This window comes from Sphingomonas sp. (assembly GCF_036388215.1).
Classification (GTDB): Bacteria; Pseudomonadota; Alphaproteobacteria; order Sphingomonadales; family Sphingomonadaceae; genus Sphingomonas.
In genome coordinates, this window is sequence record NZ_DASVSH010000011.1 from 35,880 (window position 1) to 49,597 (window position 13,718).

Annotated in this window: 12 protein-coding genes and 2 tRNA genes; 7 read left to right on the forward strand and 7 right to left on the reverse strand. The window is 64.8% G+C overall.

The genetic code is table 11. From position 1 onward, the window contains the following. The first annotated feature begins 3 nt into the window (after window positions 1-3). Window positions 4-1,266: a serine palmitoyltransferase gene (gene spt, locus VF617_RS04945; protein WP_331013761.1), complete on the forward strand. Its 1,263-nt coding sequence runs from the start codon at window positions 4-6 to the stop codon at window positions 1,264-1,266. 20 nt (window positions 1,267-1,286) lie between these two features. Next, window positions 1,287-3,248: an ATP-binding protein gene (locus VF617_RS04950; protein WP_331013762.1), complete on the forward strand. Its 1,962-nt coding sequence runs from the start codon at window positions 1,287-1,289 to the stop codon at window positions 3,246-3,248. Window positions 3,249-3,301: 53 nt separating this feature from the next. Here VF617_RS04950 and VF617_RS04955 read toward each other — a convergent pair whose 3' ends face one another. Continuing rightward, entirely contained in the window at window positions 3,302-3,832 is a 531-nt protein-coding gene (locus VF617_RS04955) for a TetR/AcrR family transcriptional regulator (protein ID WP_414713953.1), read from the reverse strand. A gap of 108 nt (window positions 3,833-3,940) precedes the next feature. On the opposite strand from VF617_RS04955, the gene VF617_RS04960 reads away from it, so the two are divergent. Beyond that, the gene (locus VF617_RS04960) at window positions 3,941-4,780 is read left to right on the forward strand and encodes a metal-dependent hydrolase (RefSeq protein WP_331013764.1); all 840 of its coding nucleotides are present in this window, start codon (window positions 3,941-3,943) and stop codon (window positions 4,778-4,780) included. On the opposite strand, the gene VF617_RS04965 is transcribed toward VF617_RS04960, so the two are convergent. Further along, a complete protein-coding gene (locus VF617_RS04965) occupies window positions 4,777-5,859 on the reverse strand; it encodes a transcriptional regulator (protein ID WP_331013765.1) in 1,083 nt (360 codons plus the stop codon). The genes VF617_RS04960 and VF617_RS04965 overlap by 4 nt on opposite strands. An 84-nt stretch (window positions 5,860-5,943) precedes the next feature. Between VF617_RS04965 and VF617_RS04970 the strand changes: the two genes are divergently transcribed. Beyond that, the gene (locus VF617_RS04970) at window positions 5,944-6,516 is read left to right on the forward strand and encodes a hypothetical protein (protein ID WP_331013766.1); all 573 of its coding nucleotides are present in this window, start codon (window positions 5,944-5,946) and stop codon (window positions 6,514-6,516) included. Window positions 6,517-6,519: 3 nt separating this feature from the next. Here the strand turns inward: VF617_RS04970 and VF617_RS04975 are convergent, their stop codons facing one another. From VF617_RS04975 to rplU, 4 genes are all read right to left on the reverse strand, one after another. Further along, window positions 6,520-8,154, reverse strand: coding sequence for an SEL1-like repeat protein (locus VF617_RS04975; RefSeq protein ID WP_331013767.1), 1,635 nt, complete (start codon window positions 8,152-8,154; stop codon window positions 6,520-6,522). Between the two features lie 138 nt (window positions 8,155-8,292). Next, window positions 8,293-8,853: a GNAT family N-acetyltransferase gene (locus tag VF617_RS04980; RefSeq protein ID WP_331013768.1), complete on the reverse strand. Its 561-nt coding sequence runs from the start codon at window positions 8,851-8,853 to the stop codon at window positions 8,293-8,295. 176 nt (window positions 8,854-9,029) lie between these two features. Further along, window positions 9,030-9,299 (reverse strand): 50S ribosomal protein L27, encoded by a 270-nt coding sequence (rpmA, locus tag VF617_RS04985; RefSeq protein WP_331013769.1) that lies wholly within the window; start codon window positions 9,297-9,299, stop codon window positions 9,030-9,032. Between the two features lie 16 nt (window positions 9,300-9,315). Next, window positions 9,316-9,699, reverse strand: coding sequence for a 50S ribosomal protein L21 (gene rplU / locus VF617_RS04990; RefSeq protein ID WP_331013770.1), 384 nt, complete (start codon window positions 9,697-9,699; stop codon window positions 9,316-9,318). A gap of 238 nt (window positions 9,700-9,937) precedes the next feature. On the opposite strand from rplU, the gene VF617_RS04995 reads away from it, so the two are divergent. Next, window positions 9,938-12,727 carry a TonB-dependent receptor gene (locus VF617_RS04995; protein ID WP_331013771.1) on the forward strand — a complete coding sequence of 930 codons (2,790 nt, stop codon included), beginning with the start codon at window positions 9,938-9,940 and terminating at the stop codon, window positions 12,725-12,727. An 82-nt stretch (window positions 12,728-12,809) separates the two neighbouring features. On the opposite strand, the gene hspQ is transcribed toward VF617_RS04995, so the two are convergent. Further along, complete coding sequence (gene hspQ / locus VF617_RS05000; RefSeq protein WP_331013772.1) at window positions 12,810-13,187, reverse strand: heat shock protein HspQ; 378 nt, start codon at window positions 13,185-13,187, stop codon at window positions 12,810-12,812. A 124-nt stretch (window positions 13,188-13,311) separates the two neighbouring features. On the opposite strand from hspQ, the gene VF617_RS05005 reads away from it, so the two are divergent. Both VF617_RS05005 and VF617_RS05010 read left to right on the forward strand, forming a co-directional pair. After that, window positions 13,312-13,401 (forward strand) — tRNA-Ser (locus VF617_RS05005). Window positions 13,402-13,521: 120 nt separating this feature from the next. Then, window positions 13,522-13,597 (forward strand) — tRNA-Lys (locus VF617_RS05010). The last annotated feature ends 121 nt before the right edge of the window (window positions 13,598-13,718 follow it).

Genomic DNA, 13,718 nt, shown 5'->3' on the forward strand with positions numbered 1-13,718 from the left:
GCAATGACCGAGGGGGCAAATCTCGCCGACGCGCTGCCGGTAAATCAGCAAACGGTCTCGCCCGAGCGCGACTTGATGTCGAAGTTCGACGCGCTGATCGCCGAGCGCCAGGCGCTGATCGATACCGGCGTCACCGATCCGTTCGCAATCGTGATGGAGCAAGTGAAGTCGCCTACCGAAGCGGTAATCGCGGGCAAGGACACGATCCTGCTCGGCACCTATAATTACATGGGCATGACCTTCGATCCCGACGTGATCCAGGCGGGCAAGGACGCGCTCGACCAGTTCGGTTCGGGCACCAATGGCAGCCGGATGCTCAACGGCACTTTTCGCGACCATATGGAAGTTGAGGAGGCACTCCGCGATTTCTACGGCGTCTCGGGCGCGATAGTCTTTTCGACCGGATATATGGCCAATCTCGGCATGATCTCGACGCTCGCTGGGAAGGGTGAATATGTCATCCTCGACGCCGACAGCCACGCCTCGATCTATGACGGCTGCAAGCAGGGCGATGCCGAAATCGTCCGCTTCCGCCATAATTCGGTCGAGGATCTCGACAAGCGCCTTGGCAGGCTGCCCAAGGAGCCCGGCAAATTGGTGGTGCTGGAAGGCGTCTATTCGATGTTCGGCGACATTGCCCCACTCAAGGAAATGGTCGCCGTCGCCAAGAAGCACGGGTGCATGGTGCTGAGCGACGAAGCCCATTCGATGGGCTTCTATGGCCCCAATGGCCGCGGCGTATACGAGGAGCAGGGCTGCGAAGGCGATGTCGATTTCATCGTCGGCACCTTTTCAAAGTCGGTCGGCACCGTCGGCGGCTTCTGCGTCTCGAACCATCCCAAGTTCGAGGCGATCCGCCTGGCCTGCCGCGCCTATATCTTCACCGCGTCGCTTCCGCCCTCGGTAGTCGCGACCGCTGCCACGTCGATCCGCAAGCTCAAATACGCGCATAACAAGCGCCAGCACCTCTGGGAAAATGCCCGCACGCTGCATGGCGGGCTGAAGGCGATGGGCTTCAAGCTGGGCACCGAAAAGCCGGACAGCGCGATAATCGCGGTGATTCTGGAGGATCAGGAACAGGCCGTGGCGATGTGGCAGGTGCTGCTGGATGGCGGCCTCTACGTGAATATGGCCCGCCCGCCCGCGACTCCGGCGGGCACGTATCTGCTGCGCTGCTCGCTTTGTGCGGAGCACACGCCCCAGCAGATCCAGGCCGTGCTCGCCATGTTCAAGGCGGCCGGGCAAGCAGTTGGCGTGATCGCCTAACCCAGCTAGAATCGCTTGAGATGAGCGAGAGCAATGCAGCACTTGAGCGCGCGGTTCGGGAAACGAACTGGCGCTTCCGCTTGCTCGGGCTGCTGGCGCTCCTGGGTATCGCGGTATTGGCGGCGGTGATCCTGGTTCAGCAGCGCACCGACGACGCGCGCGATCGGGCGATTGCGCTCCAGCAGCATACCTTCGAAGTCATCATTCGCGCAAACCAGCTTTCCGGCGCGATCTCGTCGGCGGAGGCTGCGCTGGGACGCTACGTCGTCAGCGCTGACAAGAATCTGGGCCGGCAATATGCCGATCAATGGACCCGGGCCGGCGATCAGCTCGCGAAGTTACGCCAGATCACGATCGACAACCCGGCGCAGCAAGCCGAGCTTGCCCGGCTCAAGCAAGCCTTTGACGCGCGTGGCAAGGAGTTGGGCGATACCGCCCTCTATTCGGCCTATCAGCGGCATCGCGACGCCTGGGGCAGCTATTACAAGGTCCGCCAGAGCGAGGCGCGCACGCGTGTCGAGGCCACGCTGGCGCGCGTGGTGAATGCCGAGCGAGTGTTGCTCCAGCAGCGAACGCGCGATGCATCGGAACTGATCGAAAATTCCAGCCTAGCCTCGCGCATCCTGACGGTTTTCGGTGTCCTGATCGTGCTCGGCGCGGTCATCCTCGGCTGGATGGCGATCCAGGCGCAAGGCGAGCGGGCAGTGGCCGACGCCGAGGCCAATACCGAGCGCGCGCGGGCGGAGGAACTCGAACAGGCAGTGGAGCAGGCCACCGCGCAGCTTCGCGCCGAAGTCCAGGAGCGCATCGTTGCTGAGGAACAGCTTCGCCAGGCGCACAAGATGGAGGCGGTTGGACAGCTGACCGGCGGGATCGCGCATGACTTCAACAATATGCTCGCAGTCGTGCTGGGCGGCCTGGAGCTGGCCAAGCGCCAGATGCATATCGGCGGGCCCGGTGCGCACAAGCACATCGAAAACGCGATGGAAGGCGCCAATCGTGCCGCCGCGCTTACTCGGCGGCTGCTCGCATTCTCGCGCTCCGAACCCCTGCTTCCCGAAGCGGTGGAGGCCGGCAAGCTGATCCAGGGGATGAGCGACCTCCTCGATCGAACGCTGGGCGACACGATCGCAGTGGAAACCCGGCCGGGAGAGGGCGATTGGCGCATCTGGGTCGATCGGCACCAGCTCGAAAATGCGCTGCTGAACCTCGCGGTCAATGCGCGCGACGCGATGAACGGGCGCGGCACGCTGACGATCTGGTCCGGAACGAAGGTGCTTGCCGAGGGGGAGGTGGGCGAGTGCGCGGCGGGGGATCATGTGACGATCGGGGTGGCCGATACGGGCTGCGGCATGACCAGCGATGTGCTCGAGCGCGTGTTCGAGCCGTTCTTCACTACCAAGCCGGTGGGGCAGGGCACGGGCCTTGGGCTGAGCCAGATATTCGGGTTCGTGCGCCAATCCGGCGGCGAGATAGGCATCGATACGAAGCCGGGGCAAGGGACGGTGGTGACGCTCTATCTGCCGCGCTACCTGGGCGACGCCGGATCGGAGCGAGTGGAGGCCGGGACTGAAGCCGAGCCGGTGGCGACCAGGAAGCTATCGATACTGGTGGTCGAAGACGATCCCCGCGTGCTCTCCGCCACGCTCGGTGCGTTGGCCGAACTTGGGCACCAGGCTACCGGTTGCGCCGATCCGCTGGAGGCTGCGCACGCGATCGATGGCCTTGATGCACTCGACGCCATCGTTTCGGATGTGCTGATGCCCGGACAGACCGGCCCGGAGATGATCGCGGCGCTGGGCGAGCGGATAGACGGAGTCGCCGTGCTGTTCGTCACCGGGTTCGCGGGAGAAGTCGATGCGGAGATATTCCGCGGTCGCCCGGTGCTGCGCAAGCCGTTCACGATGGCGGCGCTGGCCCGCGCGGTGGACGAGGCGATCGAACTCGAAGCGCGGCGCAGCCCGCGCGAGGCGGCGGAATAAATCGCCTCCCCGGCCTCTCAGTGAATGGGGGCAAGACGGCTGGCAGGGTAGCCCTACGGATGCAAGTGCGCGCGGAGCATGGCGTCGGTAGCCAGCGCGCGCGCCTTGTCGCGCGGCAGGCCCAGCGCCTGGGCCATCGGGGCGCCGAGCAAGGCGTCCCCAAGCGCCATCAGCACCAGGTGAAGCGTCTCCTCCTGGAGCGTCATGCCTTCATGCGGATGATCGCGATCGATCATATCGACCAGTTTTTGGACCGACTCCAGGATCGGTTCGAGCACGTCATGATTGCCGGTGAGTATCATCCAGCTCGCCAGCGCGCCGGCCCCTTCCTTGTCGAAGGCATCGAAGGTCAGATCGACCACCTCGCGGGGATTGTGATCGGTTTCGCGCGCCCGCATGATCGCTGTGCCGATCTTGGCGGTCACGCTTTCCGCGATGTTCGCCGCCAGCGCCTTCTGGAGTCCGGCGGCGGAGCCGAAATGGTGTAGCAGATTGGCGTGGGTGCGCCCGATGCGCGCCGCGACTGCCTTGAGCGTGACGGCCTGGGGGCCGGATTCGAGCAGAAGCGCCCGCGCGGCTTCCATCGCGGCATCGCGCGATTCTTCCGGGCTAAGGCGTTTGCGTGGACTTATTGACATCAATGTAAGTAAACTTTATGCCCCCAGGGAAACCGGCTTAGTGGAGGAATCTCCGTGACGAAAGCAAAGACTCCCGCGGACCTGACCATCACGCCGCGCGATCGCCGCTTCGGGCGCGAGGCGGGCCAGGCGCGGTGGTGGCTGGCCGGCGATCCGGTGGGTACTGCATTTCATAATGCGCTTTCGATCACGTTTCCCAAGGGCGAGGCGTTCTTCATCGAAAGCGTCAAGGCTTTCCGCGAGGGCGCTTCCCCCCGCCTCGAAGCCGAAATCAAGGCATTCACCCTCCAGGAAGTGATGCACAGCCGCGAGCATGTCGCATTCAACAAGCGCGTAATCGAAGCGGGTTACGACCTCGCGCCGCTGGAGCAAGTGGTGGACGACATGCTGGTGCTGATCAGGCAGCGCCCGCCGATCGTAAACCTGGCCGCGACGATGGCGCTGGAGCATTACACGGCGATCCTCGCCGCGATGATGCTCAAGGACCGGCGCTATTTCGCCGGAGTCGATGCCGCGCAGGCCGATATGTGGCGCTGGCATGCGATCGAGGAGTTGGAGCATAAGGGCGTCGCTTATGACACCTGGCTCCATGCTACCAAGGGCTGGAGCAAATGGCGGCGGTGGAAGCTCAAGGCGCTGATGATGCTGCTGGTGACGCTCAATTTCTGGAAGAAGCGCGTGGATGGCGCAGTCGAGCTGCTGCGGCAGGACGGGCTGGAGAAAGGCGCGCGACGCCGGGTCTGGTGGTATCTGCTGGCGAGCCCGGGGTTACTGCGGCGGATATTCCCGGCATGGATCGCTTATTTCCTGCCCGGCTTCCACCCGTGGAACCATGACGACCGCCACCTGATCGGCAAGACCGAGAGCGACTATGCGATGGCGGTCGCGGCCTAGCGGGTTCCGCCCACAGCGCGTCGGCCGAGAATGATCGCGCCGACGATGCACGCGGAGAACAGCGCGCCCTCCAGCCCCGCGGTGACGATCTGGCTGAGCGGGCCAAAGCCGCTTTCACCCAGAATCGCGCCGATCTGATCGAGCCGCAGGCGCGAATCGGTGAATTGCCGCGCGAGCAGGTCGAGACTCCCGCCCATAAGCCGCCCGCCCAATAACGGCACTAGGATGCCGGTCGCCCCGCCAACCAATCCAGCGGCGATCATGCTGCGCCGGAGCCGGAATGCACCGTCCCGGCTGGCGAGCCAGCATCCGATGCCCGCTGCGCCGCCCAGCATCGCCCCTTCGGCTGCCCCGGTGATGTCGCCCGGCGACTTGCCGAGCAGCAAGTCGAACGCATCGAGCCCCAGCAGCTTGACGAAGCCGCCGATTAGCGCTCCGCCGAGCGCCCCGCCAAAGGCCGACCATAGCCCGCGATCATTGCGCGCAAAGCCCGCGGCGGCGATCCCGAAGCTCACCCCCGCGCCACCGGTCAGCGCGGCGACCAGCGTAAGAGCGAGCAGCACGAGCAGTATCGAGACCGCGCCGGTTCCCGCCTGGAGCGGCTGCGATGCGCCGGCGACGCCATAGAATATGCCGCCCAGAAGGCCCGCGATGCCGGCCCCCAGCGTTCCCGCGCCCGTGAGGATCAGGCACTCCCGCCACGAATAATGCGAAGCCGGCGAGGGTGCGGCCAGGGGAGGGGTGTCAGGTATCCGGCCCGCGCCATCCTCAACCGCCGCGATGAAGCGATAGCCATGCTTCGGCACGGTCTCGATGAAGCGCGGCCGCGCCGCATCGTCGCCCAACTGCCGTCGGAGCGTCTTGATGCACTGCGTCAGCGCCTCGTCGGTCACCGGCACGCCGCGCCAGACTTCGTCGAGAAACCGGTCCTTGGAGACGAGCTTGCCCTGTTCGCGAACCAGCAGCGCCAATGCATCGAGATAGCGGGCGTTGAGCTCGACAGGGGCGCCGTCACGCTTCAGGCGACGGTCGGCGGGATCGAGGAGGAAGCGATCGAAGCGAAAGCTGCCGGAAGTCATTTCAGCGAACCCTCACCTGGCGCTCATGCCGCTCATCGGATGCCCGGCTACACCGGAGGCTCATTCCAGCACAAGGGCAAGGCAATGACGGACTATTCGGAGACGAACGGCGGACGGCGCGGCTTCCCGTGGCGCGCGACAGGCTGGAGCATCGCCGCCCTGCTCCTCCTGGCGCCGCTGGTGGCGATGCAATTCACCAGCGAAATGAACTGGGGCGTTGAGGATTTCGCGTTTGCCGGGATCATGATCATCGGGAGCGGGCTTATTTTGGAAGCAGTGGTGCGCATGACGGCGAACAGCGCCTATCGGATCGCGATGGCCGCGGCGCTGGCGGGCGCATTCCTGCTCATCTGGCTCAACGCGGCCGTCGGCATCATCGGAGACGAAGGCGACCCGGCCAATCTGATGTTCGCCGGCGTGCTGGCGATCGGCCTGGCGGGTGCAGCCCTGGCGCGGTTCAGAGCCGGAGGGATGGCGTGGACGCTATTCCTAGTCGCCGGGGCGCAGGCATTGGTGGGTATCGTCGCGGTGGCCGGCCGGCTCGGTGCGGACGGGCCCATCTGGCCCAGGGACGTGGGGGTGCTGACGGTGTTCTTCACGATCCTGTGGCTGGTCTCGGGCGGCCTGTTTCGCAAAGCCGCCCGGACCGGGCCGTAACCGTTACGACCTGATGCTTGCCGCGGCGGCCTGTCTCTCGTCAGGAGTCATGCGACTCTCAAGCGTGGCCAGGCCGCGCGGAGCATTCTGGTGGCCGGTCGCCCCCGCGCGCTTCATCCAGGCCCACGCCTTAGGCAGGTCCTTCGGCCCGCCTTCGCCCTTCGAGAGCATCGCCGCCAGGTTGAACATGCCATCGGGGTCGGATTGGCCGGCCGCGGCTTCGAACCAGCGCCGGGCGGTGGCGTAGTTCCTGGCGACCAGCTTGCCCTCATAGAAATAGGTGCCCATCGCAGCCATCGCCGCTGCGTTTCCGCCCAGGGCGGCCGATTTGTAGAAGCCGATGGCCAGTTGCGGATCAGGCTTTGCCCCCTCGCCCAGATCATAGGCACGGGCGAGCGCATAGAGAGCGCCGGGATGATTGCTCTTCGCCGCCGCCTGATACCAGGCGAGCGACTGCTTGCGATCCTGCGCGACGGTGTCTTCGCCATTGTGAAGGATATCGGCGAGCGCAACCTGCGCGGAGGGAAGACCGTATTTCGCGGCTTCGCGATAATAGGACACCGCCTTCTTCACGTCCCGCGGTCCACCGGAACCGTCATAATATAGATCGCCCAGCACTTTTGCCGCCGGGATGTGCCCAACGTCGCGCGCGCGCTCATACCATTTGCGGGATTCCGCGAGATTCTTGGGAACATCGCGGGAGCCATAACGATAAAGATTTGCCAGAATGATCGCGGCTTCGCCCGGGGCGGTGTTCATCTCGGGCCGCTGGGGATCGAATACCGGGGTTTCCGAGATGGGGTTGAAGGATGCCGTTGCGGTCTTTTTCAACCACTTGATCCCTTGGGCGATATCCGATTTGTCGCCCAGTCCCTGAAGATACAGCTTCCCGATGAACAGATCGGCTTCCGCGCCGCCATAGCCCGCCGGCAGCTTGTCGGACGCCTTGCGAAACCACTCCAGCGACTCGCCATAGCGGCCCTGGTCGAACAGGGCGAAGGCCGTCGGCAGCGATTTGTCGTGCGCGGCACGGGTGGCGAGGCCGTTTGCGAAGCGCGAAGAGGCGCTTTCGGTCAGCGACAAAGGCCCCTGTTCCAGCCTGGAGCTGGCGGCCGTGGGCCGCCCCGCCTCCCCAGCGGGGCCGCCGCCGCGCTCATATACTGCCCGGCAGGCAGCCACTCCACTTTCGACGCTGCCCGGCTCCAGCGAAATGCCGCTGCCGTTCGCACTGGTCAGATCGGCGGCGTACACATTCGAGACAACCCCGGATTCGCCGCTGGTGACGGCATCGCGCACGCCGAAGCGCGCTTTGGGCAGGGAAGGCAGCGGTGAGCCGATCGGGGACCGCGGCGGCGCCGAATAATCCGGGTTTCGCGGCATGCGCGTGGGCAGATAGATTGGCGGGCCCAGCACTCCGGCCTGGCCCGATACCTCCAGCAAGCCCCGGAAATATGGGTCGCGCACCAGCGCCTCACAGGTGGCCGATCGCGGAGCTTCGGCGGAGGGCATGCGATTGCCGGTGACGGTGACCTGGTCCTGTGGAGGGGCGGTTTGCGCCTGAGCCTGGCTGGCCGCGGCGAATGCGGTCCCTCCCAGCGCGATCGTCAATGCACGGCGAATTCCCTCAGCCCTGGCCATAGGATCCTCCCAACATGCGAACCCTGGTTCCGGGATTCGCTTCTCCACGTCGATGGTATCACGATCCTGCAGCTTTGGCATAGTCGCCGGCATCCGGCGCCGGAGCGATCGGGAGGGCGACCACTCCATCCGTAGCGGTCAGGCGGCCATTCGCGCATCAGGGTCCATGCCCGCGCTATTCTCGCCCTCCGCGAGATCGAGCGCATGGCGCGCCGTAGGGGCCTCCGCCGCGCGGCCGCGCGAATATAGCGGCACGATCCGCCCGGTGGGACGGAAGCCCAACTTGCGCAGCACGCGGCCCGAGGCGGGGTTATCGACGAAGTGACCGGCGGTGACGCGGCGCACCCCCGCTGCCCTGGCGGCGCGGAGCACGGCGCCGGCCGCCTCGGTCGCATAGCCGCGGCCCCAGGCATCGGGGGTGATCCAATAGCCGAGTTCGTGCGGCTCCTCCCTGAATGCGCCGACGCCCATGCCGCCGATCAGGCGGGTCCCGGCGCCAACGTGCTCGAACACCAGGAACTTCGCCTCGCCGGGATCGGTGAAGCTCTCGGCAAAGGTCTGCGCCGCCTCGATGGGGTAGGGCCAGGGCGCGCGCGCGAGATTGCGCACCACTGCCTCATGGCCGATCGCCGCCGCCAGTTGGGGCGCATCCTCGGCCCAGGCGGGCCGCAACGTCAGTCTCTCCGTCCGCACGAACATGGCGACTCTCCTCGTCTTCGCGATTGCCCCTGGCGTGTCACTGTGACGCGCCGGCGGCATTCACTTGGGTGAGGGAGCAATAAAAAAGGGAGCCGGGGTAACCCGTCTCCCTTTTCGGTTAGTCCGTTCGCCGGACCCGGATCACCCTGGTGGGCAACCCGGCTGGTTACCCGATGTTATTCGGCTGCTTCCGCAATCATGTCTACCGAACAGAATTTGCGGCCGAGCTTGCCCTGCTTGAACGCCACGCGGCCATCGACGAGCGCGAACAGGGTATGGTCCTTGCCCATGCCGACATTCACGCCCGGATAGATCCGGGTGCCGCGCTGGCGCACGATGATGTTGCCGGCGACGACTGCTTCGCTGCCGAACTTCTTGACGCCGAGACGGCGGCCAGCGGAGTCGCGACCGTTGCGCGAAGAGCCGCCTGCTTTCTTATGTGCCATATTAAGCTACTCCTGCTTACGCTTCGGCGGCCGGGGCAGCAGCCTCGGCAACGGGAGCGTCGGCCTTCTTCGCCTTGGGCGCGGCCTTCTTCTTTTCTTCCTGTGCACCGATGGCGGTGATCTTCAGGATCGTGTGCTGCTGGCGGTGGCCGTTCTTGCGGCGATAATTGTGCCGGCGGCGCTTCTTGAACACGATGACCTTGTCGGCCTTCGCCTGCGCGATGATCTCGGCGGAAACGGTCAGGCCGTCCGTCGATTTCAGTTCGCTGCCTTCGCCCGCGAGCAGGATATCGCCCAGCGTGACCGTCGAACCGGCCTCACCGTCGAGCTTCTCGACTACGATCTTGTCTCCGGCGGCAACGCGATACTGCTTGCCGCCCGTGCGCACGATAGCGAACATGGGTCTCTTCTCTAACCAAAAGCATGTGCCCGCCAGGGAAGGCCCCGGCAGGAGGAAGGGCGCAGCTATGCCAAAGGCCTTTCGCTGTCAACCATCTCCCGCGCCGATCAAGAATGTTGCCCGCCGGACACAGGAGGAAAAATACCATTGCGCCGCACAAATGTTTCGCTTTCGTTACTCGAAACTTAGCCGATACTGTCGGCACTTAGAGGGGCGATCCGCTTCCAGGGAGGGCATCATGCGTCGAACGATCCTATCCACGCTTTCTGTCACGGCTTCGGTCTTTGCGTTTGCGGCAACGGCGCAGGCACAGACATCGGCTACTCCGCCCGCGCAGGAAGTGGAGGGCGCAACCCCCGGCGATGCCGTGCCGGACAACGACCCCGGCCAGACGATCGTGGTGACGGGCACGCGCGCCGCCAACCGCACCGTTGCGGACAGCGCCGTGCCGATCGACGTGATCTCCGCTGAATCCATGGCCAGCTCGGGGCTGGGCGAGACCAACAAGATCCTCAACCAGCTGGTCCCCTCGTTCAATTTCCCCCAGCCTTCGATCACCGACGGCACCGACGTGATCCGCCCGGCATCGCTGCGCGGCCTCGCACCGGATCAGACGCTGGTGCTCGTTAACGGCAAGCGCCGCCATGTCAGCGCGCTGCTCAACATCAACGGCTCCGTCGGCCGCGGCTCGGCGGCGGTCGATCTCAACACCATCCCGGCATTGGCGATCGAGCGGATCGAAGTGCTGCGTGACGGCGCATCGTCGCAATATGGCTCGGATGCGATCGCCGGCGTCATCAACGTCCAGCTCAAGCGCGCCAGCCGCGGCGGCCGCGCCTCCGTAAGCTACGGAAAATACGTCACTACTCTCGAAGGCGTGCCCGAGGCGACGCTCGCGCTGACCGGCGGCGCGCCAACCTTCGACACTTCCGATGGCCGCATCCTGGCGGCCACCCGCAACGGGGACCGCAAGGCGAACGACGGCGACCTGTGGACGCTCGGCTTCAACATCGGCCTGCCGATCCTGGCCGAAGGCTATGTCAACCTCACCGCCGAGTATCGCGACCGCGACAACACCAATCGCGCGGGTTACGATCTTCGGCCCAATTACAATCGCCCCACCGCCGCTTTCGATGCACGCGAGGCGGGCTTCAACCGGCTCAACTTCCAATATGGCGACCCGAAGACCGAGGACACCAATGTCTTCATCAATGCCGGCGTCCCGGTTGGGCTCTTCGAACTCTATGCGTTCGGCTCCTATTCGAAGCGCGACGGCCTGAGCGCCGCGAATTATCGCCAGTCCGGCTCCGCCAACAATCGCGACTTCTCGGTCATCACGCCGGCAACCACGCCGAGCGCGGCGAACTTCGTGCCGCTGCGGCCCGATGGCTTCCTTCCCTTCATCCATTCGGACCTGACCGATTATTCGGCGGCTATCGGAATCCGCGGCGATCTGGGCGGCTGGTCGACCGATCTGTCGCTGGTCTATGGCAACAACAAGTTCGATTACCGCACCGAAAACAGCCAGAATACTTCCTATGGTCCGGCGTCGCTGCGCGATTTCGATTCGGGCGGGCTGCAGTTCGGCCAGCTCACCGCCAACCTCGACGTCAGCCGCGAATTCGACATGGGGTTCGCCAAGCCGCTGACCTTCGCGCTCGGCGCCGAATATCGCAACGAGGATTTCAACATCCGCCCGGGCGAGACCCAGTCCTTTGCGATCGGCCCGTTTTTCCGCGCGTCGTTCGCGACCACCGCGGCGAACTGCACCACCCAGGGCGGCGTCTTTACCGCCGCGACCGGCATCTGCAGCTTCCCGGGCCGTGCTGCCCTGGTCGGCGCGCAGGGCTTTCCGGGCTTCCCCACAAGTGCCGCGACCGATGTCAGCCGCAACAGCTATGCCGGCTATGTCGAGCTCGACACCGATCTGTTCGACGGCTTCACGGTGACCGCCGCGGGCCGCTACGAGCATTTCTCGGACTTTGGCGAAACGATCAACGGCAAGCTCGCCGCGCGCTACGAGTTCACGCGGGGCTTCGCGATCCGCGGATCGGTCTCGAACGGCTTCCGCGCCCCGTCGCTCCACCAGCAATATTTCACCACTACTTCGACCAACTTCATTTCGGGCGTGCCGGTGGAAATCAGCACCCAGGCGGTCTCCAGCCCGGTGGCGCGCGCGCTCGGCGCCCAGCCGCTCGAGCCGGAGCGGTCGATCAACTTCAGCGGGGGCGCGACGATCAATCCCTTCCGCGGATTCAACGTCACCGCGGATTATTACAACATCAAGATCAAGGACCGCATCGTGCTCACCGAGAATCTCGGTGCGGCCGGCAGCGGCACGGCGACGGTCAACGCCGCGGTGAAGGCTATCCTGGACGCCAATGGCTTCCAGTCGGTCGGCGCGGCGCGGTTCTTCATCAATGGCCTGGATACGACCACCCAGGGCGTGGATGTCGTCGCCACGTATCGGATGGGCCTCGCCGGTCTCGGCAATTGGTCGCTTTCGGCTGCGTATAATTACAACAGGAACAAGATCGATCGTAGGATCAGCGACCTTTCAGGCGTCTCGACGATCCCCGGCCTGATCCTGTTCGGCCGGCTGGAAGGCATCCGCTTCACCGACGGCCAGCCGCGCGACAAGATCGTGCTCAGCGCCGAAGGCTCGCTGGGCGATTTCGGCATCACCACGCGATCGACTCGCTATGGCAAGGTGATCGCGCCCGGCGCCACGGCCCCGCTCGCTCCCAATGCGGCAAGCCTGACGGCTTACGGCCCGGACGATCTCTTCCTGTCGCCCAAATGGGTCACCGATCTCGAAGTGCGCTGGACCTTCAAGGAACACGCGACCTTCGCGATCGGCGCGAACAACCTGTTCGACGTCTATCCCGACGCGCGCCCGACCGGAAATCGCCCGGCCAGCGTGGGCGGGCAATATCCGGTCGACGCTTATTACCAGCCGTTCAGCAGCTTCTCGCCCTTCGGCTTCAACGGCCGTTTCCTCTACGGACGCTTCACCGCGGAATTCTGAGGCACGGGCGGATTCTGGAAAGGGAAGGGGCCTTTGCGGGCCCTTTTCTTTTACTCGTCTCCCGCTTTCGCCGGGGTGACGATTAATGCCGGTGCTCGGGGCGCAGATTATACCGCCCGGCGTCATAGCCGTCGAACAAGCCGTCGATCGCCGGATGATCGACCGGCTCGTCGCTGTCGTCGGTCACCAAGTTCTGCTGGCTGACATAGGCGATGTAGCTCGACTCGGCATTTTCCGCGAGCAGGTGGTAAAAGGGCTGATCCTTGCGCGGGCGCACATCCTCGGGGATCGCCGCATACCATTCCTCGCTGTTCGCGAAGACGGGATCGACATCGAAGATCACCCCGCGAAACTCGAACAGGCGGTGCCGCACGACTTCGCCGATGCCGAAGCGCGCGGTCGCCACGGGCGGCATGGGAACCGCGGCTTCATAGGGGATCGAGGGATCGGAAGGGGCCATGCACCCAATCTAATGTTTCCGCCGCGCCGCACAAGGACCCCGCTTGCGAGCCGCAAATCATTGCGCTAGACGCGCCGGCTCATCGACCGGTGCCGCCGTCACGGATGGCATCTAATGACCTCGCGGAGAGGTGGCAGAGTGGTCGAATGTACCGCACTCGAAATGCGGCGTGGGTTAACGCTCACCGTGGGTTCGAATCCCACCCTCTCCGCCACTTCCCGCAGATCCAGGCGTCGTTATTTTGGGGTTTGCAAACCGCCGAACCGGTGCTAACCGCGCCCCTCCAATCGCGGCGGCGCCCTTTCCAAAGGCGCATTCGGAGCCCGCGCGGAATGGACGCATAGCTCAGTTGGTAGAGCAGCTGACTCTTAATCAGCGGGTCCTTGGTTCGAGCCCAAGTGCGTCCACCACAATTTCAATGACTTAACTGCTGGTCATAGCTGCCGCTGGATCGCTAAGTAGCAAATAGGTAGCAAGCGGATTCGGATGGAGAAGGGTAACACCCTCTTTTGCGGGCCGATGGACTGCGAT